Here is a 23,690-nt window from a genome sequence, read left to right as displayed (position 1 = left end):
GACACAGTGCTCGACGTCAACGAATTCGACCAGCTACGCATCGGCCTGGCTACCGCGGACGGAATCCGCATGTGGTCCAACGGTGAGGTGAAGAAGCCGGAGACCATCAACTACCGCACCCTGAAGCCGGAGAAGGACGGGCTCTTCTGTGAGAAGATTTTCGGCCCGCAGAAGGATTGGGAGTGCTACTGCGGTAAGTACAAGCGGGTCCGCTTCAAGGGGATTATCTGTGAGCGGTGTGGCGTGGAGGTCACCCGGTCCAAGGTCCGACGTGACCGGATGGGCCACATCGAGCTGGCCGCCCCGGCCGTTCACATCTGGTACCTGCGGGGCACTCGGTCCTGGCTGGCCTACCTGCTCATGGGCACCGAGCCACGCGAGGAACTTAAGGCCAAGCAGTTGGAGAAGGTCATCTACTTCGCCGCCAACATGGTCGTTTGGGTCGACGAGGAGAAGCGCCACGAGGACCTACCGGGGCTGGAGGCCGAGTTGGCCGAGGAGCGTCTGGCCATCGAGGAGGAGCGTGACCGTGAATTGAACCGCCGCCAGGAGGACCTGGAGGGCGAGCTGGTCGACATGGAGGCCGAGGGCGCCAAGGAGGCCGAGTTGAAGGCCCGGGCTAAGGCGGCAGACAAGGACCTCCAGTTCATCAGGGAGCAGTACGAGCAGGAGCTGGATGTCCTGAACCGGGCATGGGACGAGTTCACCGGTCTGTTTGCCCGCCAGATAGTCGAAGAGGACATGCTCTGGCGCGAGTTAGAGGACCGGTGGGGTGATTACTTCAAGGGTGGTATGGGTGCCGACGCCCTGGCTCAGCTCATCGACCGGATCAACTTCGATGATGAAGAGGTCAAGCTCCGGTCGATGATTGATCCGCCGGAGGGCCAGAAGCCGCTCAGCGTCCAACGCAAGCAGAAGGCCATTAAGCGGCTGAAGATCGTCGCCGCCTTCAACCGTCGGGACCAGCACGGACGTCGGGTCAACGAGCCCCGGGCCATGATCCTGGACGCCGTCCCGGTCATCCCGCCGGAACTCCGTCCCATGGTGCAGTTGGACGGCGGTCGTTTCGCAACCTCCGACCTGAATGACCTGTACCGCCGGGTCATTAACCGGAACAACCGCCTCAAGCGGCTCCTGGACCTCGGGGCACCGACCATCATCGTCAATAACGAGAAGCGGATGCTCCAGGAGGCCGTCGACGCCCTGTTCGACAACGGCCGTCGTGGTCGTCCGGTCACCGGCCCAGGTAACCGGCCGCTCAAGTCACTGTCCGACATGCTTAAGGGCAAGCAAGGCCGGTTTCGCCAGAACCTGCTCGGCAAGAGGGTCGACTTCTCGGGCCGGTCGGTCATCGTCGCTGGTCCCACACTTAAGTTCCACCAGTGCGGCCTGCCCAAGGTCATGGCGCTCGAGCTGTTCAAGCCGTTCGTCATGAAGAAGCTGGTCGACGAGGAATTTGCCCAGAACATCAAGTCAGCCAAGCGCATGGTAGAGCGTCGCAAACCCCTCGTGTGGACCGTCTTGGAGGACGTCATTCGCGAGCACCCGGTACTGCTGAACCGTGCCCCCACGCTCCACCGGCTGGGCATCCAGGCCTTCGAGCCGGTGCTGGTCGAGGGCAAGGCCATCCGGATCCACCCGCTGGTGTGCACCGCCTTCAACGCGGACTTTGACGGTGATCAGATGGCCGTCCACCTACCGCTGTCGTCGGAGGCTCAGGCTGAGGCCCGGGTTCTGATGCTGTCGGCTAACAACGTTCTCAGTCCGGCTCACGGTCGTCCGTTGGTCACCCCGACCCAGGACATGGTCATCGGCGCCTACTACCTCACCGCCGAGGTCGAGGGGCTGGCCGGCGAGGGCAAGGTGTTCCGAGATCTGGACCAGCTTAGGTGGGCCGTCGAGAGCGGTGCCGTTCACCTACACGCCCGTATCCAGTTCCGGTCCGACGAGTACCCGGAGCTAATCGAGACGCCGGCCAACGGGGTGGCCGCCACCTGGCACACCACCACGCCCGGACGGGTGTTCTTCAACGCCGCCTTACCCCGGAAGTCGTCGGAGCCCCTCGAGCTCGGTGGCCTGCCCGGCAAGGCCATCACGTTCGTGAACCAGCAAATGGACAAGAAGCAACTGGGCCTCATTGTCGACGATCTGGCCCGGCGCTACCCGAAGAAGGTGGTTGCCGAGTGTCTGGACGCCCTAAAGGACATTTGCTTCGAGTACGCCAGCCGTTCCGGGCTGACCGTGTCCATTGACGACGTCAAGACACCGTCGGAAAAGGCGGAGATCCTAGAGCGGCACGAGAAGGACGCCGAGAAGGTCGAGACTCAGTTCCGGCGCGGCATCATCACCGACGGTGAGCGTCGCCAGAAGGAGGTCGAGATCTGGAACTCGGCCACCTCGGAGGTCACAGCGCGGATGGTGGAGGCCCTGGAGGCCGACTGGTTCAACCCGATTGACATGATGGTCAAGTCGGGTGCCCGGGGCAACATGATGCAGGTCCGCCAGATTGCTGGTATGCGCGGCCTAGTAGCTAACCCCCGAGGTGACATGATTCCCCGGCCCATCAAATCAAACTTCCGCGAGGGCCTGGCGATGCTGGAGTACTTCATCGCCACGCCGGGTGCCCGGAAGGGCTTGGTCGATACCGCGCTGCGAACCGCTGACTCCGGCTATCTGACTCGTCGCCTAGTCGATGTCTCACAAGAGTTGATCGTTAACGACACCGATCCTTTCGAGGCCGAGGGTGCTGTCCGCGGTATCTGGATCGACGGTGTCGAGGCTGACGTGGAGAACCAGCGCTTCTACCTGGAGACCCGCCTGTTCAGCCGCACGTTGGCCGACGATGTGGAGGTCGCTGACCCGGAGGGTAGGGGCGTTGTCCACGCCAAGGCTAAGGGTGGTCGGCGCCTGCTTCCCGCCGGGACGATCGTCGGCGAGGTCGAGGCCGACCTGTTGCGCGACGACCCTGACGTCGACCGTGTCCGCGTCTTGTCGCCGCTCACCGATGACTCGGCCACCGGCGTGTCTGGGGCCAGCTACGGCATGTCGCTGGCTACCGGAAAGGCGATCGAGGTCGGCGAAGCGGTCGGCGTGATCGCCGCCCAGTCGATCGGCGAGCCCGGTACCCAGCTGACCATGCGGACCTTCCACACCGGTGGTGTGGCCGGCAAGGACATTGCCGGAGGCCTACCGCGTGTTGTGGAGCTTTTCGAAGCCCGTACCCCGAAGGGTAAGGCCACCCTGGCCCGCATCTCTGGCGTGGTCCGGATCGGCGAGGACGAGGGCCGAGGCCGGGAGGTCACCGTGGTGGCCGACGACGGCACCGAGGAGGTCTACACGGTGGTCGGGGCGTCCCGCCTCGAGGTGGTCGACGGTCAGGAGGTCCGAGCCGGCGACGCCATCGTTGAAGGGCCGCGCGACCCCAAGGAACTGCTCGAGATCAAGGGTGTCCGCGAGACACAGCAGTACCTCGTGGAGGAAGTCCAGAAGGTCTACCGGGACCAGGGCGTGTCCATCCACGACAAGCACATCGAGCTCATCGTCCGTCAGATGACTCGCCGGGTGAAGATCAACGACCCTGGCGAATCGGACTTCCTGCCCGGCGAGCAGGTCGACCAGCGCCTCTTCGCTGAGACCAACCGCATGCTGGTGGCCGAGAGTCGCCGTCCCGCCGAGGGCCGTCCCGAGCTCATGGGCATCACCAAGGCCTCGTTGGCCACCGATTCGTGGCTCTCGGCGGCCTCCTTCCAGGAGACCACACGGGTCCTCACCGAGGCGGCCATCGAGTGCCGGAGCGACAAACTCATCGGCCTCAAAGAGAACATCATCATTGGCAAGCTGGTCCCTGCCGGGACCGGTCTGGAGGAGTACCGGCGGGTGGCCACCCATGCCCCGGACTACAAGCCGATGGACTTCTACTCGTCGGCTGACGAGGAACAGGACCTCGCCGAATGGCTGGCCGGTCAGGTCGGCCCGGGCGAGGATGCATTCGAGGGTGCCTACGAGGCCGACGTGATCGACCTAGCTACCGCCATCGGCGTTCCGACCGAGGAGGCCCCCGAGGCCGGGTAGTTGGCCGTGTGACGTCGGTCCGGCCCGGGCGACACGTTTGTGAGTGGGGGAGGCCCACCCGTAGACTTGATTGCTGGCCGGTGCCGGTTCCCGGTCGCGGTGTTGCAATCCCTGTTTTTCCAATCGACGAGGTAGGTCTGTGCCCACCATCCAGCAACTGGTCCGCAAGGGCCGTCAGTCCAAGCGCCGCAAGGAAGCCACGCCTGCGCTTAAGGGAGCGCCCCAGCGGCGCGGGGTGTGCACCCGGGTCTACACCACCACACCGAAAAAGCCGAACTCCGCGCTACGCAAGGTGGCTCGTGTCCGCCTCACCACGGGTGTCGAGGTCACGGCCTACATCCCCGGTGAGGGACACAACCTCCAGGAGCACTCCATCGTGCTCATCCGCGGTGGCCGCGTGAAGGACCTCCCCGGTGTCCGCTACAAGGTGATCCGCGGGACGCTGGACACCTCGGGCGTCGGTCAGCGACGCCAGGCTCGTAGCCGCTACGGCACGAAAAAGGAAGGCTGACCGTGCCGCGCAAGGGCCCCGCCGATCGTCGTGAGTTGACTCCAGACCCGGTCTACCGGTCCACGGTGGTCACCCAGCTCGTCAACAAAGTGCTGCAACGAGGCAAGCGTTCCACCGCCGAGCGCATCGTCTACACCGCACTCTCCACCGTTGAGCAAAAGACGGGCAGCGAGCCGGTCGGCACCCTGAAACGGGCTATCGACAATGTCCGTCCGCAACTCGAGGTGCGTAGCCGCCGGGTCGGTGGTGCCACCTACCAGGTGCCGGTCGAGGTCCGTCCCCGTCGGGCAAATACGCTGGCCGTCCGCTGGCTGGTCAATTACTCCCGTGACCGTCGCGAGCGATCGATGGCTGAGCGGCTGGCTAACGAGATCATGGATGCTTCGAACGGCCTAGGTTCATCGGTGAAGCGCCGGGAGGACCTCCACAAGATGGCCGAGTCCAACAAGGCGTTCGCCCACTACCGGTGGTGAGTTGCCCCTCGGGGCGCCCCTCCATTTGATCCGCAGCGGCCGTCCACGTCGGCCCGGCACCCGGCACAGCCCCGGCCTGCATGCCGCACTGACCATGTATACCGCCTAGGTCCAGCACCAGAGACCGAGATCGACCGAGCAACGAATACAGAGCATAGAGATGGCAACGCGACACCCCCTCGACAAGACCCGCAACATTGGGATCATGGCCCACATCGACGCGGGCAAGACCACGACGACCGAGCGGATCCTCTACTACACCGGTGTGAACTACAAGATCGGTGAAGTCCACGACGGCGCCGCCACCATGGACTGGATGGAGCAGGAGCAGGAGCGAGGGATCACCATTACATCGGCGGCCACCAGCTGCTTCTGGAATGACCACCGCATCAACATCATCGACACCCCGGGCCACGTGGACTTCACCGTGGAGGTGGAGCGCTCGTTACGGGTCCTAGACGGTGCGGTGGCCGTGTTCGACGGTGTGGCTGGTGTGGAACCTCAGACCGAGACGGTGTGGCGTCAGGCCGACCGGTACAACGTCCCCCGGATGTGCTTCATCAACAAGATGGACCGCACTGGGGCCGACTTCTTTTTCGTGCTGGGTACCATCCGGGAGCGCCTGGGCTGCAAGGCGGCGGTCATCCAGTTGCCGATCGGCGCCGAGTCGGACTTCACCGGGGTGGTCGACCTGGTGGAGATGAACGCCCTGGTCTGGCAGAGCGGGGATCTGGGTGCGTCTTGGGACATTGTCGACATCCCGGCCGACCTGGTGGACATGGCTGAGGAGTACCGGGCCGAACTCATCGACGTCCTTTCGGAGTTCGACGAGAACATTCTGGAGAAGTTCGTCAGCGAGGAGGAGATCACAGCCACCGACTTGCGGTCGGCCGTGCGGACCGGCACCCTGGCTGGGCACTGTGTCCCAATCCTCACCGGGACGGCATTCAAGAATAAGGGCGTGCAGCCCCTGCTGGACGCTGTGGTGGATTACCTCCCGTCACCTATCGATCTCCCCCCTGTCGAAGGTGTGCACCCTCGGACGGGTGACACCGTAGAGCGCGGTGCTGATGACTCAGCGCCCTTCGCCGCCCTGGCCTTCAAGATCATGACTGATCCCCACGTGGGCAAGCTCACGTACTTCCGGGCTTACAGCGGCATTTTGGAAAAGGGTTCAGCGGTCATGAACTCACGCACCGAGAACAAGGAGCGCATCGGCCGCATTCTGGAGATGCACGCCAATGACCGCGAGGACCGTGACGACGTCCGGACGGGCGACATTGTGGCCGGCATCGGCCTGAAGAACACCCGGACCGGCGACACCCTGTGTGCCCCGGACCATCCCATCGTGCTGGAGCAGTTGGAGTTTCCGCGGCCGGTCATCCACGTGGCAGTGGAGCCGCGGTCCAAGGCTGACCAGGACAAGATGGGCAGGGCCCTCGGCGCCCTAGCCGAGGAGGACCCCACCTTCACCGTCCGGAGCGACGAGGAGACTGGCCAGACCATCATCGGCGGAATGGGTGAGCTCCACCTCGAGGTGCTGGTCGACCGGATGCTCCGGGAGTTCCGGGTGGATGCCAACGTGGGTAAGCCGCAGGTCGCGTACCGGGAGACCATCACCAAGGCGGTCACAGACCACCGGTACACCCACAAGAAGCAGACCGGCGGGTCGGGCCAGTACGCCGAGATCGTGGCCAGCCTGGAGCCCTACAGCGACGACGATTCGACATACCTATTTGAGGACAACGTCAAGGGTGGACGCATCCCCAAGGAGTACATCCCGTCGGTGGACGCCGGCGTGCAGCTAGCCACCACCAACGGACCGGTAGCTGGCTTTCCGGTCCTGGGACTGAAGATCAGCCTCAACGACGGCAAGTCGCACGACGTGGACTCCTCCGAGATGGCGTTCAAGATCGCCGCGCAGGCCTGGTTCCGGGAGGCCATGCGCATGGCCAAGCCGGTCCTGCTGGAGCCGGTGATGTCCGTCGAGGTCGTCACCCCCGAGGACTACATGGGCGACGTAGTGGGCGACCTCAACTCCCGTCGGGGTCGGGTTGGTCAGATGGAAGCCCGGGGTACCAACCAGGTGGTCAGCGCTCAGGTGCCGCTGTCCGAGATGTTCGGGTACGCTACTGACCTGCGTTCGCGCACCCAAGGTCGCGCGACCTACACCATGCAGTTTGACTCGTATCAGCAGACTCCCGGGTCGGTGCAGGAGGAGATCACCCGCCGTATACACGGTGAGTGACCTACGCCGGTAAGACCAGGGAACTCCGAACAGAAACCTAAGGAAGCAACGTAATGGCCAAGGCCCAGTTCGAGCGCAACAAGCCCCACGTGAACGTGGGAACCATGGGACACATCGACCATGGGAAGACAACCCTGACCGCGGCGATCACCAAGGTCCTCTCGGACCGCGATCCCGAGTCCACGCAGTTCACCGGCTTCGAGGACATCGACAAGGCGCCCGAAGAGCGCGAGCGCGGTATCACGATCAACGTGAGTCACGTCGAGTACGAGACCCCGAACCGGCACTACGCCCACGTCGACATGCCGGGCCACGCCGACTACATCAAGAACATGATCACCGGTGCCGCCCAGGTGGACGGCGCCATCCTGGTGGTGTCGGCGGCCGACGGCCCTATGCCCCAGACCCGTGAGCACGTTCTGCTGGCTCGCCAGGTCGGTGTGCCGAAGATCATCGTGGCCCTCAACAAGTGCGACATGGTCGACGACGACGAGCTGCTAGAGCTGGTCGAGATGGAGGTACGCGAACTCCTCGACGAGTACGACTTCCCCGGTGACGACACCCCGGTCGTGCGAGTCTCGGCGCTGAAGGCCCTGGAGGGCGACAGCGATGCCGGTGACCAGGTCGTGGAGCTGATGACCCAGGTCGACGACTACATCCCGACGCCCGAGCGCGACGTGGCAAAGCCGTTCCTGATGCCGATCGAGGACGTGTTCTCGATCACCGGCCGCGGCACCGTGGTGACCGGCCGCATCGAGCAGGGAGTCGTGAATACGGGCGACAAGATCGAGATCATTGGTATCCGCGACACCCAGACCACCGTCTGCACCGGTGTCGAGATGTTCCGCAAACTCCTCGACGAGGGTCAGGCCGGCGACAACATCGGTGCCCTGCTGCGGGGCATCGAAAAGGATGAGGTCCAGCGTGGCCAGGTGCTAGCCAAGCCGGGTTCGATCACCCCGCACACCCAGTTCGAGTCCCAGGTCTACGTGCTGACCAAGAACGAGGGTGGCCGCCACAAGCCGTTCTTCTCGAACTACCGCCCGCAGTTCTACTTCCGGACCACCGACGTGACCGGCATGATCGAGTTGCCTGAGGGCACCGAGATGTGCATGCCCGGTGACAACACCACCATGACCGTCGAGCTCATCGCCCCGATCGCCATGGATGAGGGTCTCCGTTTCGCCATCCGCGAGGGTGGCCGCACCGTGGGTGCCGGCGCCGTCACCAAGATCATCAAGTAGTACGACCACCATGGCTGTAGGGCAAAAGATCCGGATCCGGCTGAAGGCCTACGACCACGAGGTCATCGACCAGTCGACGAAGAAGATCGTCGAGACGGTTCGACGTACCCAGGCCGACCTTCGGGGGCCTGTTCCCCTGCCGACCGAGAAGCACCGCTACACGGTCATCCGTGGTCCCTTCAAGGACAAGGACTCCCGGGAGCACTTCGAGATGCGCATCCACAAGCGCCTGCTCGACATTCTGAACCCCTCGCCCAAGACGGTGGACTCGCTGCAACGCCTGGACCTTCCAGCCGGCGTCGATATCGAGATCAAGATCCAACAGGCCTGACCACCCCGGGTCGGCCGCTGGTCGATCGAGTGCACGAAGCGTCCCCTCGGGGGCGCTCCTGCCGTTTTAACTCAGTGTTCCTGGTCGCCGGCGGGGCCATGTCCCCGCCGCTGGCTGCTTTCAGCGATCAGGTGTTCAGCCACCTCGTGCCGTTCGGCCTCGGCGGCGATCACCGACTGGATGGTCGCCGCGGCCGGCAGGGCCAGCAAGGCACCGACCACGCCGAGGACTGCCGAGCCGGCGATCACGGCCCCGAAGGCCACCGCCACGTGTAACTGCATGGTGTGGGAGGTAATCCGGGGGGCGAGCAGGTAGTTCTCAAACTGCTGGTAGACGGCTACCACCACGAAGACCCACAGGCCGTCTGCCGGGTTACCCAGCAGAGCGATGACCAGGGGAAGGGCCCCGGCGATGTAGGTACCGACCACGGGAACGAACTGGGACATGACGCCCACCCAGAGGGCCAGGGCCAGCGAGGACGGCAGGCCAATCAGCTCGAAGGCCGCCCAGTGGACGAGCGAGGAGCCCAGGGCCAGGAGGCTACGAGAGAGTATGTAGCCGCCTGTCTTCTCTATGGCCAGGTCCCAGACCTCCAGCACGTGGCGCTGGTGTCGCTCGGCCAGGAAAGAGCAGACCAAGCGGCGTAGCTTCGGACCCTCGGCCACCAGGTAGAACGTGAAAAGCCCGACGGTGAACAGCTGGAACAGAACGTTCGCCACTGTGGTCCCAAAGCGGGCCAGGTCGTCGGCCACGTCTCCCAGCCGTTGGGCCAGGGCGCCGGTGTCGTAGTCGGCCCGGAGGTCAGCCGTGGCGTTCTGGATGCCGAAACTGTCTTCCAACCAGCCGTCGATGTCCTCCAGGTAGCGGGGCACGTTCTCGCTGAAGTCGGTGACCTGCTCGGCCAGCAGGCTTCCCACCTGCACGCCGAAGCCACCGAGGGCGCCGACCACGGCCAGCATTACGAGGGCCGTGCCCGGACCCCGACGGAGGCCCGTCCGTTCCAACCGGTTGACGGCCGGTTCAAGGGCGAACGAGACAAAGAACGACACCAGCAGGACCAGCAGCAGGGGCCGCAATGAGCTGACGACGCTCCGGAGGATCCACAGGCCGGCCAGGCCGGCCATCAAGGCCAACACGGCACGACGGACCCATGGGGGGAGCGTGTGGTGGGTCGCCGGTTCGGTCATGAGATCGCGCCGAGAAAACGGTGCAATGGAGCCGATCTCTCGTCGTCGCTGACGCTACCGGCCGGGTCGGTCAACCTCGGGGATGGGCTCGGCACCCGGCACGTGGAATCCGTCAGATGACGCGGTTGTGGGTCGTTGGGAACGGCCGTATCGTTGTCCTCCTTACTCCGGAGGGTCCGGGGTTGCCAATCGACGTCCGTTAAGGCCCCCCGGGAACCGAACGGCACAACCGAATCACCGCTCCGCCGGGCCATGCCCGTGCGGAGCGTTCGCGTGAACGGCTCACTTATTGGGCCAGCCGTCGGAGGGAGTCCTCCGGTGCCAGTCGCAGGAGCCATCATGGCCAACAAGGCAATCGTCGGCGAAAAGGTCGGCATGACTCAGGTCTGGGATGAGGACAACCGCGTCCTTCCCGTCACCGTGCTCCGCGTCCGTCCCAACCGAGTTGTTCAGGTCAAGACCACCGAGCGGGACGGGTACACAGCGCTCCAGGTGACCGTGGGCCGAAAGGACGCGACGAAGCTCACCCGTCCCGAGGCCGGCCATTTTGCCGCCGGTGGTGTCGATGCCGGGGAACGGCTCGTCGAGCTGCGCCTCGACGACGTCGACGGCTACGAGGTGGGCCAGGAGATCACCGTGGAGTCGCTGGCCGACCAGGGTCGGGTCGACGTGACGGCGGTCAGCAAGGGCAAGGGCTTCGCCGGCGTCATGAAGCGCCATGGCTTCAAGGGTCAGCGTGCCTCGCACGGCGCTCACAAGGTCCACCGCAAGCCGGGTGCCGTCGGCCAGTGCGCCACCCCGTCCCGTATCTTCCGGGGCAAGCGCATGCCGGGTCGGATGGGTAACCAGAAGACCACCACCCTGAACCTCGAGGTCGTGCAGGCTGATCCGGAGCGCGAGCTCCTATTGGTGCGTGGATCGGTTCCCGGCCCGCGCGGGGCCACCGTCCTCATCCGCGACGCCGTCAAGGGAGCCCGGTGATGGCTTCTGTCAACGTGCTCAGCCAGATTGGCGACCCAGCGGGTTCGGTCGAACTTGACGAGGCCACCTTCGGCATCGAGCCGAACACCGCCGTCATGCACCAGGTCGTGACCGCTCAGCTGGCAGCTCGTCGGTCGGGCACCCAGAGCACCCAGACCCGGGCCGAGGCCCGGGGTGGTGGCGCCAAGCCGTGGGCCCAGAAGGGCACCGGCCGTGCCCGTCACGGCTCCATCCGGTCGCCACAGTGGCGTGGTGGGGGTGTGGCCCTCGGGCCGAAGCCCCGCAGCTATGCCCAGAAGACCCCTAGGAAGATGGTGCGGCTCGCCCTGAAGTCCGCCCTCAGCGACCGTGCGGCCGACGGCCGGGTCGTGGTCGTCGACGGCTGGACCTTCGAGACTCCGAAGACCCGTGACGCGGTGGCCGCCTTGGCCGCCCTCGGTGTGGAGGGTCGGGTCCTGGTGGTGGTCGACCGTGGTGACGAGAACGTCTGGAAGAGCTTCGCCAACTTGCCGGCAGTGCACGTACTGTCGACCGGTGAGCTAAATGCCTACGACGTTCTGGTGAGCGACTTCGTGGTCTTCACCCGGGACACCCTGCCCAGTGCCCAGGCTCCGGCTTCCACCGCCCTAGAGGCCGAACCGGATCCAGATCCAGCCGGGGAGGAAGAAGAGTGAAGGACGCCCGCGACGTCATCGTGAAGCCGGTCGTATCGGAGAAGTCCTACGCCCTGCTCGAGGAGAACGTTTACACGTTCGAGGTCGCCCGGTCGGCCTCCAAGCCGGAGATTCGCGACGCCGTTCAGTCGATCTTTGACGTCACGGTGCTCAAGGTGAATACCCTGAACCGCGACGGCAAGCGCAAGCGGAACCGACGCATGCCGACGTTCGGCAAGCGTCCGGACGTCAAGCGGGCCTACGTCACCCTCGTCGAGGGCGACTCGATCGAGTTGTTTGAGGTCTAGACCTATGCCGCAGCGCAAGCGCAAGCCGACCAGTCCTGGCCGCCGGTTCCAGACCGTCGCCGACTTCTCGGACATCACCAAGACTGTTCCGGAGCGGTCGCTGACTGAGAAGAAGACCAGCACCGGTGGTCGCAACAACTACGGCCGGATGACCTCGCGACACCGCGGCGGAGGCCACAAGCGCCAGTATCGGGTCATCGACTTTCGCCGGAACAAGGACGGCGTACCCGCCAAGGTGGCGGCCGTCGAGTACGACCCCAACCGGAGTTGCCGCATCCTGCTGTTGCACTACCACGACGGTGAGAAGCGCTACATCCTGGCTCCCCGGGGCGTGCAGGTTGGCGAGACCTTGCAGTCCGGACAGGGCAGTGAGATCAAGGCCGGCAACGCCCTGCCGCTGCGTTACATCCCCGTCGGTACGGTCGTCCACAACGTCGAGATGCAGCCCGACGGTGGAGGCAAGATCGCCCGCAGCGCCGGTTCCAGCGTCCAGCTGGTGGCCAAAGAGGGCGACCATGCCACCCTCCGCCTGCCCAGCACGGAGATGCGGCGGGTCCGCATCGACTGCCGGGCCACGATCGGCGAGGTGGGCAATCAGGAGCATGAGCTCACCAAGATCGGCAAGGCCGGTCGAAACCGCTGGAAGGGTGTCCGTCCCCAGTCCCGCGGAGTGGTGATGAACCCGGTCGACCACCCTCTGGGTGGTGGCGAGGGCAAGTCTTCCGGTGGCCGTCACCCAGTGTCCCCCTGGGGAAAGCCCGAGGGCCGTACCCGTAAGCGGGGCAAGCAGTCCGACAAGTTGATCGTGCGCCGTCGTCGTCGGCGCGGGTCGCGGAGGTAATCGGCGATGCCGAGGAGTCTCAAGAAGGGTCCGTTCGTGGACGACCATCTCCTGAAGAAGGTCGACGCCCTGAACGAGTCCGGCGAGAAAAAGGTCATCCGGACGTGGTCCCGTCGGTCAACCATCGTGCCCGAGATGGTCGGTCACACGCTCGGTGTGCACGACGGTCGCAAGCACGTCCCGGTATACGTGACCGAGTCGATGGTGGGCCACAAACTTGGTGAGTTCGCCCCCACTCGGACGTTCCGGTCCCACGCGGGCCAGGAGAGGGGCGGTCTGCGCTAATGGTTGCTGTCAAGACCAACGAGCGTCCAGGCACCCGGGCCGTCGCTCGGTACGTCCGGGTCTCAGCCTCCAAGGCCCGCGAGGTTCTCGACCTGATCCGGGGCGAGTCGTACGGCCGGGCAGCCGAGATCGCAGCCTTCTCCGAGCGCGCTGTCTCTGACGTAATCGCCAAGTGTCTCGACTCAGCGGTGGCCAATGCCGAGAACAACGATGGCATATCGGCCGAGGAGCTTTACGTGTCAGCCTGCTACGCCGATGAGGGTCCGACGCTTAAGCGGTGGCGTCCCCGGGCCCGGGGTAGGGCTACCCGCATCAACAAAAGGACCTGCCATATCACGATCATCGTGAACCGGTACGACGAGGCCACCCTCGAGGACCTCCGGGCGCGCGAGGAGGCCCGAGGTCGGGCCGGTTCCAGCACCCATGCCGCCGAAGCTCGCCGCCAGCGCGTCGAGCGCAGCAGGGCAGCGGCCGAGGAGGCGGCGCACGATCACGAGGATGGTGCGGAGGACGCTCCGGTCGACGAGGTAGTTGACGACAAGGCCACCGAGGCCGCGGCGGATGAGCTGGTGGTCGACGAGGCGACCGGCGACGAGGTTGTTGAGATCGATGAGGCCACCGCTGACGAGGTCGTCGAGGATGCAGTGGATGAGCCGGTGGCCGATGAGACCACCGAAGGGGCCGACGCCGACCAGTCGGCCGATGACGCGCAGAAAGAGGCCAACTGATGGGCCAGAAGGTCAATCCGTACGGCTTCCGCCTGGGGATCACCACCGACTGGAAGTCGCGATGGTTTGCCACCCGGCAGGAGTACTCCGACAACCTTCTCCAGGACTGGAAGGTCCGCGACTACCTCATGAACGAGTTGCCGCACGCCGCCATCAGCCGCGTCGAGGTGGAACGCACACGGGACCGGGTCCGGGTCGACGTCCACACGGCCCGCCCGGGCATAGTCATCGGGCGCAAGGGCGCTGAGGCCGACCGTCTGCGGGCCGGCCTGGGCCAGATCACCGGTAATCACGCCGTCCAGCTCAACATTCAGGAGATTAAGGAACCAGAGCTCGACGCCGCTCTTATCGCTCAGGGTGTGGCTGACCAGTTGGCCGGTCGGGTCGCCTTTCGACGGGCCATGAAGCGGGCCGTTCAGAACGCCCAGAAGGCTGGCGGTCTCGGCATCCGGGTCCAGTGCTCGGGCCGCCTGGGCGGCGCCGAGATGTCCCGCACTGAGTGGTACCGGGAGGGCCGGGTACCACTGCACACCCTGCGGGCTGACATCGACTACGGCTTCCGCGAGGCCCGGACCACCTACGGCCGCATCGGTGTGAAGGTCTGGATCTACAAGGGCGACATCTTGCCCTACAAGAGCCTCCTCGAGGACAAGATCACCAAGGAGGCCGCGATGGCTGCCGGGGAGACCTCGGGCCAGACCAAGCCGCGCACTGTGGTGTCGTCGGCTGCCGCTCGCCGTCGGACTGAAGCCACTGAGACACCCGAGGTTGTGGACACCGAGGCCCCGGCCGCAGAGACACCTGACGCCGACCCGGCACCCCTGGTTAAAGAGGGCGACGCTGAATTCGAGAAGCTCCTAGCGGAGGAGGAGGCCATTGAGGCCTCCACCCGCGAGGCCCACGAGACGCCGCACTTCCGCGGCGGGGACGGTGACTGACCGTGCTGATGCCGAAGAAGGTCCGCCACCGCAAGCACCACCGCGGGCGGATGAGGGGCGCCTCCAAGGGCCAGACCGAGATCACCTTTGGAGAGTTCGGGATCCAGGCGCTTGAGCCGGGCTGGATCACGGCTCGTCAGATTGAGGCCGCCCGTATTGCCATGACCCGTCACATCAAGCGCGGTGGCAAAGTCTGGATCAACGTCTTCCCGGACAAGCCCGTTACGGAGAAGCCGGCCGAGACCCGGATGGGGTCCGGCAAGGGAAACCCCGAACACTGGGTCGCTGTCGTGAAGCCCGGCCGAGTGCTGTTCGAGTTGTCGTACTACGACGCCGAGGTGGCCCGGGCCGCCCTCAACCGTGCCATCCAGAAGCTGCCCATCAAGGCCCGCTTTATCGTCCGCGAGGAGGGTTTCTAGCCATGGCGAAGAACAGGTCCCTGACCGACCTCGGCGACACCGATCTCCTGGAGCGCTTTAGCGACGCCAAGGAGGAGTTGTTCAACCTGCGGTTCCAGCTGGTCACTGGCCAGTTGGAGAACTATGCCCGGGTCGGGTCGATCAAGAAGGAGATTGCCCGCGTGCTCACCGAGATACGAGCCCGCGAGATCGACGCCGCCGACGCCCTCGAGGCGGCTGGCGAGGAGGTGGCCGACTGATGGCCGAGATGACCGAACCAACCACGGGGCGCCCGAACCGCCGCAAGGTGCGCGAGGGCTTCGTGGTGTCCGACGTCCAAGACAAGACAGCGATCGTGGAGACGGTCGACCGGGTTCGGCACCGCCGGTACGCCAAGACCGTCCAGCGGACCAAGCGCCTTCACGTTCACGACGAGGAGAACCAGATGAACGTCGGGGATCGCGTGCGGGTCCAGGAAACCCGCCCGCTGTCCAAACTCAAGCGCTGGCGCCTGGTCGAGATCCTGGAGAGGGCGAAGTAATGATCCAACAGGAGACCCGACTCCGGGTGGCGGACAATTCAGGTGCTCGCGAGGTGCTTTGCATCAAGGTGCTCGGCGGCTCAAAGCGCCGCTACGCGTCGATCGGCGACGTGTTCACCGCCACGGTGAAGGACGCCAACCCGGGCGCGGCGGTCAAGAAGGGCGAGGTCGTGAGGTGCGTTGTGGTGCGCACCAAGAAGGAGCGTCGCCGTCCCGACGGGTCCTACATCCGTTTTGACGAGAACGCCGCAGTGCTGATCAACGATCAGAACCAGCCGCGTGGAACCCGCATCTTTGGCCCGGTGGGTCGGGAATTGCGAGACCACAAGTTCATGCGGATTGTCTCGCTTGCCCCGGAGGTGCTCTGAGATGAAGATCAGGAAGGGCGACAAGGTGCGCGTCCTGGCTGGCAAGGACCGAGGCAAGGAGGGTCATGTGAGTCGGGCCATGCCCGCCGAGAACAAGGTGATCGTGGACGGCGTAAACATGGCCAAGCGCCACCAGAAGCCGACCAACGCCACCATGCAGGGCGGGATCATCGACAAGGCCATGCCTGTCGAAGCCTCCAACGTCGCTGTGCTGAGCCCGTCGGACGGTCGGCCCACCCGCATCGGCTACCGGTACAACGACGCCGGCGACAAGGTGCGTATCTGCAAGCGGACGGGGGTGGACCTCGATGGCTGACACCATGACGGTGAGCGTGCGGCTGCGGGAGCTTTACGGCGCCCAGATCCGCAGCGCCCTGAAGGACGAGCTGAGCCTGTCCAACGTTATGCAGGTTCCGCGGCTGGAGAAGATCGTGGTCAACATGGGTGTCGGCGACGCCGCCCAGCAGGCCAAGCTTCTGGACGGGGCGGTGGCCGACCTCGAGGTCATCACCGGCCAGAAGCCGCTCATAACCCGGGCCCGCAAGTCCGTCTCGAACTTCAAGCTCCGCGAGGGTCAGGCCATTGGTGCCAAGGTCACGCTGCGGGGCGACCGCATGTACGAGTTCCTGGACCGCCTGATCACCCTGGCCATCCCCCGGATCCGCGACTTCCGCGGCCTCAGCCCCCGGTCGTTCGACGGCAACGGGAACTACACGTTCGGGGTGACCGAGCAACTCATCTTCCCGGAGGTCGACTACGACAAGGTCGATCGCACCCGGGGAATGGACATCACGATCGTGACGTCCGCGTCCGACGACGCCAGTGGGCAGGCACTGCTCACGGCGTTCGGTTTCCCATTCCGGAAGGAAGGGCAGTAGTGGCCAAGAAAGCACTGGTCAATAAGCAGCAGAAGACCCCGAAGTTCAAGGTTCGTGCCTACACGCGGTGCCGTCGTTGCGGCCGACCGCGGTCGGTCTACCGGGCCTTCAATCTCTGTCGGATCTGCCTGCGGAATATGGCCCACGCCGGGGAGATCCCCGGGCTGACGAAGTCGAGCTGGTGAGGAGGATCTGATATGACCATGACCGATCCCGTCGCCGACATGCTGACGCGTATCCGAAACGCCAACCAGGCCATGCACGAGGGCGTGAAGATGCCGTCGTCCAGGCAAAAGGTGGCGTTGGCTGACGTCCTCCAGGCTGAGGGTTACATCCGTGGCTACGAGGTGTCGGACTCCACGACCAGCCCCGGGAAGGTGCTGACCATCGAGATGAAGTACTCCTCGGAGCGAGAGCGCGTTATCAGCGGTGTGCAGCGGGTATCCACCCCGGGCCTACGGGTCTACAGCGCCTCGAACAAGATCCCCCGCGTGCTCGGTGGTCTCGGCGTAGCCGTGATCTCGACCAGTCGCGGGCTTATGAGCGACCGCGAGGCTCGCCGCCGGAGGATCGGCGGCGAGGTCCTCTGCTACGTCTGGTAGAGGAGGAGGACATGTCCCGAATCGGGAAGGCCCCCATCCCCGTGCCGTCGGGCGTCGAGGTCTCGATTAGCGGCCGCCAGGTCGCCGTGAAGGGCCCCAAGGGAGCCCTGGACCTCGAGGTGCCCGGCGAGATCACCGTCCGCCAAGACGGCGAGGAGATCCTCGTCGAGCGCCCCGACGACGAGCGGGTTAACCGGGCCATGCACGGGCTGACTCGTTCACTGGTGAACAACATGATGGTCGGCGTGTCGGAGGGCTTCCGCAAGGAACTCCAGATCGTGGGTGTCGGGTACCGCTGTATCGCCAAGGGAACCGACGCCCTCGAGCTCCAGCTCGGCTTCAGCCATCCGGTTCTCGTCGAGGCCCCGGACGGCATCTCCTTTGAGGTGCCAGAACCGACCCGCATCATCGTGTCGGGTGCCGACAAGCAGGTCGTCGGCCAGGTGGCCGCCGACATCCGTTCGCACCGCAAGCCGGAGCCCTACAAGGGCAAGGGCGTGCGCTACCTCGGCGAGCACGTGGCCCGCAAGGCCGGAAAGGCGGCGAAGTGAGCACCGTCGATCGGTCCCGAGCGCGTCAGCGGCGCCACCATCGGATCCGCAAGGCGGTCCGGGGGACCGCGGCGCGGCCCCGCCTGGCGGTGTTCCGCTCCTCGCGGCACATCTCGGCACAGGTCATCGACGACCAGACCGGTCGTACGATGGCCAGCGCCTCGACCCAGCAGGCCGGCGTGGCCGACGGGACGACCGGGGTGGCCGCGGCCACCGAAGTCGGTCGCCTGATCGCCGAGCGGGCCCGCGAGGCCGGAATCGCCACCGTGGTGTTCGACCGCGGCGGTTACCTCTACCACGGCCGGGTGGCGGCGCTTGCCGACGCCGCCCGCGATGCCGGACTGGAGTTCTAGTGGCACCTCACACCAACGACGACGCCTCCCTTCGGGAGTCACGGGTCATCCACATCAACCGCGTGGCCAAGGTGGTCAAGGGCGGTCGCCGGTTTTCGTTTACTGCCCTGGTGGTGATCGGCGACGGCGCCGGTCGAGTCGGCCTGGGCTACGGCAAGGCTAAGGAGGTCCCGCTGGCAATCCAGAAGGGGACCGAAGAGGCCAAGCGAAACCTATTTAGCGTGCCGCTTGCCGGTTCGACCATCATCCACCCCATCATGGGGATCATGGGTGGCGGCCGGGTCCTGCTCCAGCCGGCCGCCCCCGGTACCGGTGTGATCGCCGGTGGCGCCGCCCGCGCCATTCTCGAAGAGGCCGGCATCCACGACGTGCTCTGTAAGTCGCAGGGATCACCCAACCACATCAACGTGGCCCGGGCCACCATCGCCGGGTTACAGGCCCTGCGCCGGCCCGACGAGGTAGCCCGCCTGCGCGGCCTGGACCCAGAGGAGTTCGTGCCGGGGGCCATGCTTGCCGCGTACCGCCGCACCGAGGCCGGTGTGGGCGCGTCCGACGGTTCTGACGGTGAGTGACATGGCACAACTCATCGTCACCCAGGTCCGAAGTGGCATCGGTGCCAAGCCCAAGCAGCGGGGGACCCTACGTGCTCTGGGCCTGGGTCGTATCGGTCGCAGTAACACCCTGCCCGACCGGGGTGAGATCCGGGGCATGATCGCCCGGGTCCCCCACCTGGTCCAGGTCGAGGAGGTCGACGGAGAATGAAGATCCACGATCTGCAGCCGGCCCCCGGCTCCAAGAAGCGCGCCAAGCGCGTCGCACGCGGTATCGGCGGTAGGGGCGGCAAGACCGCTGGCCGCGGCATGAAGGGACAGCGGGCCCGTAACACGGTTCGGGTCGGCTTCGAGGGTGGCCAGATGCCCCTTCATCAGCGGATTCCAAAGCTCAAGGGCTTCAAGAACCCGTTTCGCGTCGAGTACCAGGCGGTAAACCTCGACGCTATCGAGGCCAGTGGCCTCGACGAGATCTCACCGGAGACTCTGCACGCCCACGGCCTGGTCGGCAAGAAGTCGTTGGTCAAGGTGCTGGGTCGGGGCGAGGTTACCCGGGCCGTCACCGTGCGGGCCCACGCCTTCTCGGCCTCGGCCGAGGCCGCTATCACTGCGGCCGGTGGAAGCGTCGAGAAGCTACCCCTGCCCTTCGCCGTGCGCCCACCGGCCAGCGGCAACGCCCTGATGAACCGCTGACCGGGTCGTCCGGACCAGACCAGAGACAGGAGCACACGTGCTATCCAGCATGCTGAATATGTTCAGGGTGGGGGATCTGCGAAAGCGGATCGTGTTCACCCTGCTCATGATCCTGCTCTACCGGGTGGGCGCTTTCATGCCTGCCCCCGGTATCGATGTTGAGCAGGTCCAACTGCTGCGCGACCGGGCGGACCAGGGGGGCGTTCTGGCCTTCATGCAGCTCTTCTCCGGCGGGTCCCTGACCAGCTTTGCCGTGTTCGCCCTAGGCGTCATGCCCTACATCACGGCGTCAATCATCATGCAGGTACTCGGCGTGGTGGTACCCCGGATCGAGCAGTGGCAGCAGCAGGGAGCGGTCGGTCAGCGCAAGATTACCCAGTGGACTCGCTACCTGACGGTGGCCATCGCTGTCATCCAGTCCACGAGCTTCGCGTTTTTGTTCAACGACCGCGGCAACTCGATCTCTGGTCAGTCGGGGGCCAATCTGCTGCCCGATTTTCACATCGGCACGGTGAGCGTGGTTGTCCTGACCTTGACCGCCGGAACGGCGCTGCTCATGTGGATAGGCGAGCTGATCACCCAAAAGGGGATCGGCAACGGTATGTCGCTGCTGATCATGATCTCTATCGTGAGCGGCTTCCCGGCCCAGGGCTCCCTGATCCATGCCGAAAATGGGGTGGTGGCCTCCGTCGTGGTGGTAGCCGTCCTGATGGCCATGATCGCCGCCATCGTCTTCGTGGAGCAGGGTCAGCGACGCATCCCGGTGCAGTTCGCCAAGCGGGTGGTGGGTCGCCGGATGTATGGCGGCCAGAACACCTACATCCCGCTGAAGGTGAACCAGTCGGGCGTGATCCCAATCATCTTCGCCTCGTCTGTGCTGTACCTACCGGTGTTGGTAGCTGCCGCCCTGCCCTGGGACGGCTTCCGGGGCTGGATCGACAACAACCTGGCCCAGCCGGACAACGTCTTTTACTTCACCATCACCGGCCTGCTAATTGTGGGCTTCGCCTACTTCTACACGGCGATCACCTTCGACCCGGTCAAGCAGGCCGACACCATCCGCAAGCAGGGCGGGTTCGTGCCCGGCATCCGTCCAGGCCACCAGACTGAGCGGTACCTGGCCCGAATACTGTCACGCATCACGCTGCCCGGCGCCCTGTTCATCGCCGGCGTGGCGCTGGTCCCGTCGATCCTGATCAATGTGTTCCTGGACACCAGTGCCGGGGTGGGCTCGGGCGGTGCGGCCGGCTTCGGCTTCATCGGAATCTCGATCTTGATCGCCGCCGGTGTCTCTCTGGAGACCATGAAGCAGGTCGATTCGCAACTCACCATGCGCAACTACGAGGGCTTCCTCAAGTAGCGATGACCGCCGTCCGTCTCGTCATCCTCGGACGCCAGGGTTCCGGAAAGGGCACCCAGGCATCACGCCTGGTGGAGGCCTACGACACGGTGCACATCTCGACCGGTGACATGTTGCGCGCCGCTGTGGGCGCCGAGACGGAACTGGGCCTGCAGGCCAGGGCCGTGATGGACGCCGGCGAACTGGTCGGCGACGACCTCATCAACGGCATCGTGGCCGAGCGGCTGGCCCAGGACGACGTGGCCGAGCATGGTTTCCTGCTGGACGGCTATCCCCGGACCCCCGACCAGGCCTCGGCGCTCGAAGGCTTTCTGGCCGAGGCCGGGACTCCGATGGATGCCGCCGTGAACCTCGACGTTCCCGTCGACGAGGTCACGGCCCGCATGGTGGCTCGGGGCCGGGCTGATGACACGGCGGAGGCTATTCGCCGCCGTCTGGACCTGTACGAGTCAGAGACGGCGCCGCTACTGGCCTGGTTCGCCGAACGCGGCCTACTGGAGGTGGTTGACGGCCTAGGCATTGAAGATGACGTGTTCACCCGCCTCACAACCGCCATCGACAGACGGCTGAGCGTCGGAGACGCGTCGTGACCTGCGGTTCTGCACACCACACCGGCCGGACGGGGGTTGGCCCTCCGGAGGGCCTGCGATAGCGTTACCCACTGTCCCGCGCCGGGTGAGTGCCTTCGCGAGCAGCCTCCCGGGCCCGGCCTGTGAAGCAGTTTTTTACCCTTTCGAACATAACGACCAGGAGAGCCACACTGCCGAAGCCCAAGGAAGATGCGATCGTGCTGGAAGGCACGGTTCTCGAGCCGCTGCCGAACGCCATGTTCCGCGTCGAGCTGGAGAACGGCCACAACGTGCTGGCCCACATCTCCGGGAAGATGCGGATGCACTACATCCGGATCCTTCCGGGCGACCGCGTCCAGGTTGAGCTCACCCCTTACGACCTCCAGAGAGGTCGGATCACCTACCGCTACAAGTAGTCCGCTGCGAGTGGCGAGCACACGAGAGAGAACAGTATGAAGGTCCGAGCGAGCGTCAAGCGAATCTGTGAGAAGTGCCGGGTGATCCGGCGTCACGGTCGCGTGCAGGTCATCTGCACCAACCCCCGCCACAAGCAGCGTCAGGGCTAGAGGTAGTCAGGCATGGCACGAATTTCCGGCGTCGACATCCCCCGCGAGAAGCGGGTACTGATCGCGCTGACCTACATCCACGGCATCGGTCGCACATCGGCGGCGAGCATCTGCGAGGCCACCGGCGTCAACCCCTCCACCCGGGTGCGTGACCTGGCCGACGACGAGGTCACTTCGATCCGGGTGTTTGTCGACCAGCAGCTCAAGGTCGAGGGCGACCTCCGTCGCGAGGTGTCCCAGAACATCAAGCGCAAGATGGACATCGGTTGCTACCAGGGCCTCCGCCACCGTCGTGGCCTTCCGGTCCGTGGCCAGCGCACCCACACCAACGCCCGGACCCGTAAGGGTCCCCGCAAGACGGTCGCTAACAAGAAGCAGGTCACGAAGTAATGGCGAAGCCGGCTGCCGGGGGTCGACGTCCCCGTAAGAAGGAACGGAAGAACGTCCCGCACGGGGTCGTTCACATCAAGAGTTCCTTCAACAACACGATCATCACCATTACGGATCAGGGTGGGAACACCCTGGCCTGGGCCTCGGCCGGCAACGTCGGTTTCAAAGGGTCCCGCAAGTCGACGCCGTTTGCCGCCCAGATGGCGGCTGAGCAGTGCGCCCGGCGGGCCATGGAACACGGTGTCCGCAAGGTCGACGTAGTGGTTCGTGGCCCCGGATCCGGTCGCGAGACGGCCATCCGGACCATCCAGAACGTCGGCATCGAGGTGACGGGCATCAAGGACGTCACCCCAATTCCCCACAACGGTTGTCGGCCGCCCAAGCGGCGGAGGGTCTGACATGTCCCGCTACACCGGCCCCCGAGCCCGGGTCTCCCGCCGCCTCGGTACCAACATCTTCGGCACCAAGGGTGAGGTTGTGGCGTTGGACAAGCGCCCGTACCCGCCCGGCGAGCACGGCCGGACCCGACGTCGGGGGAACCCGTCCGAGTATCTGGTGCAGCTTCAGGAGAAGCAGAAGGCTCGCTTCGCATACGGCCTGTCTGAAAAGCAGTTCCGTCGGATCTACGCCGAAGCCAACCGTCGCCAGGGCGTGACGGGCGAGAACATGCTCCAGTACCTGGAGCTTCGCCTGGACAACGTCGTCTACCGGGCCGGCATGGCCGCTACCCGACCGCAGGCCCGGCAACTGGTCAACCACGGCCATGTGGACGTCAACGGCAGCCGGGTAGACATTCCCAGCTATCGCTGCCGGAAGGGCGATGTAGTCACACTGCGCGACAAGGCCCGCAAGATGGTTGTTGTGCAGTGGAACATCGACGTGCTCGACCGACAGGCCCCGGCCTGGTTGGACATGGGCGAGAACGGCCACGAGGTCACCGTCCGAGAACTACCCCTCCGCGAGCAGATCGACGTTCCGGTTCGCGAACAGCTCATTGTCGAGCTCTATTCCAAGTAGTCCCTGGCTCTTCGGGTCCCGGGACAGTCACGTATCCACGCAAGTACGAAGGCG

General features: G+C 65.2%; 32 protein-coding genes and 2 pseudogenes. 33 read left to right on the top strand and 1 reads right to left on the bottom strand.

What is annotated here, in order from left to right:
- Positions 1-6: 6 nt before the first annotated feature.
- The 6 genes from MK181_00390 (at position 7) to rpsJ (ending at position 8,878) form a co-directional block, all read left to right on the top strand.
- The gene (locus MK181_00390; protein MCH2418257.1) at positions 7-4,071 is read left to right on the top strand and encodes a DNA-directed RNA polymerase subunit beta'; all 4,065 of its coding nucleotides are present in this window, start codon (positions 7-9) and stop codon (positions 4,069-4,071) included.
- 139 nt (positions 4,072-4,210) lie between these two features.
- A complete protein-coding gene (rpsL, locus tag MK181_00385; GenBank protein MCH2418256.1) occupies positions 4,211-4,582 on the top strand; it encodes a 30S ribosomal protein S12 in 372 nt (123 codons plus the stop codon).
- A 2-nt stretch (positions 4,583-4,584) separates the two neighbouring features.
- On the top strand, positions 4,585-5,055 hold the full coding sequence (rpsG, locus tag MK181_00380; protein MCH2418255.1) for a 30S ribosomal protein S7: 471 nt from the start codon (positions 4,585-4,587) through the stop codon (positions 5,053-5,055).
- A gap of 160 nt (positions 5,056-5,215) precedes the next feature.
- Positions 5,216-7,303, top strand: coding sequence for an elongation factor G (gene fusA / locus MK181_00375; GenBank protein ID MCH2418254.1), 2,088 nt, complete (start codon positions 5,216-5,218; stop codon positions 7,301-7,303).
- Positions 7,304-7,356: 53 nt separating this feature from the next.
- Complete coding sequence (tuf, locus tag MK181_00370) at positions 7,357-8,547, top strand: elongation factor Tu (GenBank protein ID MCH2418253.1); 1,191 nt, start codon at positions 7,357-7,359, stop codon at positions 8,545-8,547.
- A gap of 10 nt (positions 8,548-8,557) precedes the next feature.
- Positions 8,558-8,878: a 30S ribosomal protein S10 gene (gene rpsJ, locus MK181_00365; protein MCH2418252.1), complete on the top strand. Its 321-nt coding sequence runs from the start codon at positions 8,558-8,560 to the stop codon at positions 8,876-8,878.
- Between the two features lie 71 nt (positions 8,879-8,949).
- Here the strand turns inward: rpsJ and MK181_00360 are convergent, their stop codons facing one another.
- Positions 8,950-10,065, bottom strand: coding sequence for an AI-2E family transporter (locus tag MK181_00360; protein MCH2418251.1), 1,116 nt, complete (start codon positions 10,063-10,065; stop codon positions 8,950-8,952).
- 339 nt (positions 10,066-10,404) lie between these two features.
- On the opposite strand from MK181_00360, the gene rplC reads away from it, so the two are divergent.
- The 27 genes and pseudogenes from rplC (at position 10,405) to rpsD (ending at position 23,636) form a co-directional block, all read left to right on the top strand.
- Positions 10,405-11,046, top strand: coding sequence for a 50S ribosomal protein L3 (gene rplC / locus MK181_00355; protein ID MCH2418250.1), 642 nt, complete (start codon positions 10,405-10,407; stop codon positions 11,044-11,046).
- Positions 11,046-11,720 carry a 50S ribosomal protein L4 gene (gene rplD / locus MK181_00350; protein MCH2418249.1) on the top strand — a complete coding sequence of 225 codons (675 nt, stop codon included), beginning with the start codon at positions 11,046-11,048 and terminating at the stop codon, positions 11,718-11,720. The genes rplC and rplD overlap by 1 nt, the downstream gene beginning before the upstream one ends.
- A complete protein-coding gene (gene rplW, locus MK181_00345) occupies positions 11,717-12,007 on the top strand; it encodes a 50S ribosomal protein L23 (protein ID MCH2418248.1) in 291 nt (96 codons plus the stop codon). Before rplD ends, rplW begins: the two co-directional genes overlap by 4 nt.
- A 4-nt stretch (positions 12,008-12,011) precedes the next feature.
- Positions 12,012-12,848: a 50S ribosomal protein L2 gene (rplB, locus tag MK181_00340; protein MCH2418247.1), complete on the top strand. Its 837-nt coding sequence runs from the start codon at positions 12,012-12,014 to the stop codon at positions 12,846-12,848.
- A gap of 6 nt (positions 12,849-12,854) precedes the next feature.
- Positions 12,855-13,133, top strand: a complete 279-nt coding sequence (gene rpsS, locus MK181_00335) for a 30S ribosomal protein S19 (protein MCH2418246.1) — start codon at positions 12,855-12,857, stop codon at positions 13,131-13,133.
- Positions 13,133-13,483 (top strand): annotated as a pseudogene (rplV, locus tag MK181_00330) (50S ribosomal protein L22). The gene rpsS and the pseudogene rplV overlap by 1 nt, the downstream one beginning before the upstream one ends.
- 377 nt (positions 13,484-13,860) lie before the next feature.
- Positions 13,861-14,487 (top strand): annotated as a pseudogene (rpsC, locus tag MK181_00325) (30S ribosomal protein S3).
- Between the two features lie 314 nt (positions 14,488-14,801).
- Positions 14,802-15,218 carry a 50S ribosomal protein L16 gene (gene rplP / locus MK181_00320; GenBank protein MCH2418245.1) on the top strand — a complete coding sequence of 139 codons (417 nt, stop codon included), beginning with the start codon at positions 14,802-14,804 and terminating at the stop codon, positions 15,216-15,218.
- 2 nt (positions 15,219-15,220) lie between these two features.
- The gene (rpmC, locus tag MK181_00315) at positions 15,221-15,457 is read left to right on the top strand and encodes a 50S ribosomal protein L29 (protein MCH2418244.1); all 237 of its coding nucleotides are present in this window, start codon (positions 15,221-15,223) and stop codon (positions 15,455-15,457) included.
- 8 nt (positions 15,458-15,465) lie between these two features.
- A complete protein-coding gene (gene rpsQ / locus MK181_00310; GenBank protein MCH2418243.1) occupies positions 15,466-15,738 on the top strand; it encodes a 30S ribosomal protein S17 in 273 nt (90 codons plus the stop codon).
- Positions 15,738-16,106 carry a 50S ribosomal protein L14 gene (gene rplN / locus MK181_00305; GenBank protein ID MCH2418242.1) on the top strand — a complete coding sequence of 123 codons (369 nt, stop codon included), beginning with the start codon at positions 15,738-15,740 and terminating at the stop codon, positions 16,104-16,106. Before rpsQ ends, rplN begins: the two co-directional genes overlap by 1 nt.
- Before the next feature lies 1 nt (position 16,107).
- Entirely contained in the window at positions 16,108-16,422 is a 315-nt protein-coding gene (gene rplX / locus MK181_00300) for a 50S ribosomal protein L24 (GenBank protein ID MCH2418241.1), read from the top strand.
- A 4-nt stretch (positions 16,423-16,426) separates the two neighbouring features.
- The gene (rplE, locus tag MK181_00295; GenBank protein MCH2418240.1) at positions 16,427-16,984 is read left to right on the top strand and encodes a 50S ribosomal protein L5; all 558 of its coding nucleotides are present in this window, start codon (positions 16,427-16,429) and stop codon (positions 16,982-16,984) included.
- Entirely contained in the window at positions 16,984-17,169 is a 186-nt protein-coding gene (locus tag MK181_00290) for a type Z 30S ribosomal protein S14 (protein MCH2418239.1), read from the top strand. Before rplE ends, MK181_00290 begins: the two co-directional genes overlap by 1 nt.
- A 12-nt stretch (positions 17,170-17,181) precedes the next feature.
- Positions 17,182-17,586: a 30S ribosomal protein S8 gene (rpsH, locus tag MK181_00285; protein ID MCH2418238.1), complete on the top strand. Its 405-nt coding sequence runs from the start codon at positions 17,182-17,184 to the stop codon at positions 17,584-17,586.
- Positions 17,587-17,597: 11 nt separating this feature from the next.
- Positions 17,598-18,137: a 50S ribosomal protein L6 gene (rplF, locus tag MK181_00280; GenBank protein ID MCH2418237.1), complete on the top strand. Its 540-nt coding sequence runs from the start codon at positions 17,598-17,600 to the stop codon at positions 18,135-18,137.
- A complete protein-coding gene (gene rplR / locus MK181_00275) occupies positions 18,134-18,490 on the top strand; it encodes a 50S ribosomal protein L18 (GenBank protein ID MCH2418236.1) in 357 nt (118 codons plus the stop codon). The genes rplF and rplR overlap by 4 nt, the downstream gene beginning before the upstream one ends.
- A complete protein-coding gene (gene rpsE / locus MK181_00270) occupies positions 18,490-19,062 on the top strand; it encodes a 30S ribosomal protein S5 (GenBank protein ID MCH2418235.1) in 573 nt (190 codons plus the stop codon). The genes rplR and rpsE overlap by 1 nt, the downstream gene beginning before the upstream one ends.
- A 1-nt stretch (position 19,063) precedes the next feature.
- A complete protein-coding gene (rpmD, locus tag MK181_00265; GenBank protein MCH2418234.1) occupies positions 19,064-19,252 on the top strand; it encodes a 50S ribosomal protein L30 in 189 nt (62 codons plus the stop codon).
- Complete coding sequence (gene rplO / locus MK181_00260) at positions 19,249-19,734, top strand: 50S ribosomal protein L15 (protein MCH2418233.1); 486 nt, start codon at positions 19,249-19,251, stop codon at positions 19,732-19,734. Before rpmD ends, rplO begins: the two co-directional genes overlap by 4 nt.
- Positions 19,735-19,783: 49 nt before the next feature.
- Positions 19,784-21,094 carry a preprotein translocase subunit SecY gene (gene secY / locus MK181_00255; protein ID MCH2418232.1) on the top strand — a complete coding sequence of 437 codons (1,311 nt, stop codon included), beginning with the start codon at positions 19,784-19,786 and terminating at the stop codon, positions 21,092-21,094.
- A gap of 2 nt (positions 21,095-21,096) precedes the next feature.
- Positions 21,097-21,684 (top strand): adenylate kinase, encoded by a 588-nt coding sequence (locus tag MK181_00250; protein MCH2418231.1) that lies wholly within the window; start codon positions 21,097-21,099, stop codon positions 21,682-21,684.
- A gap of 170 nt (positions 21,685-21,854) precedes the next feature.
- Positions 21,855-22,079 (top strand): translation initiation factor IF-1, encoded by a 225-nt coding sequence (gene infA / locus MK181_00245; protein MCH2418230.1) that lies wholly within the window; start codon positions 21,855-21,857, stop codon positions 22,077-22,079.
- 36 nt (positions 22,080-22,115) lie between these two features.
- On the top strand, positions 22,116-22,229 hold the full coding sequence (rpmJ, locus tag MK181_00240) for a 50S ribosomal protein L36 (GenBank protein ID MCH2418229.1): 114 nt from the start codon (positions 22,116-22,118) through the stop codon (positions 22,227-22,229).
- A 12-nt stretch (positions 22,230-22,241) separates the two neighbouring features.
- On the top strand, positions 22,242-22,619 hold the full coding sequence (gene rpsM / locus MK181_00235; protein MCH2418228.1) for a 30S ribosomal protein S13: 378 nt from the start codon (positions 22,242-22,244) through the stop codon (positions 22,617-22,619).
- Positions 22,619-23,017, top strand: coding sequence for a 30S ribosomal protein S11 (rpsK, locus tag MK181_00230; GenBank protein ID MCH2418227.1), 399 nt, complete (start codon positions 22,619-22,621; stop codon positions 23,015-23,017). Before rpsM ends, rpsK begins: the two co-directional genes overlap by 1 nt.
- A 1-nt stretch (position 23,018) precedes the next feature.
- Positions 23,019-23,636: a 30S ribosomal protein S4 gene (gene rpsD, locus MK181_00225; GenBank protein ID MCH2418226.1), complete on the top strand. Its 618-nt coding sequence runs from the start codon at positions 23,019-23,021 to the stop codon at positions 23,634-23,636.
- Positions 23,637-23,690: the final 54 nt, after the last annotated feature.

The organism is Acidimicrobiales bacterium (assembly GCA_022452035.1).
Classification (GTDB): domain Bacteria; phylum Actinomycetota; class Acidimicrobiia; order Acidimicrobiales; family MedAcidi-G1; genus UBA9410.
Note: the sequence above shows the minus strand (reverse complement) of the source record. Positions and strands in the feature narration are given on the sequence as shown.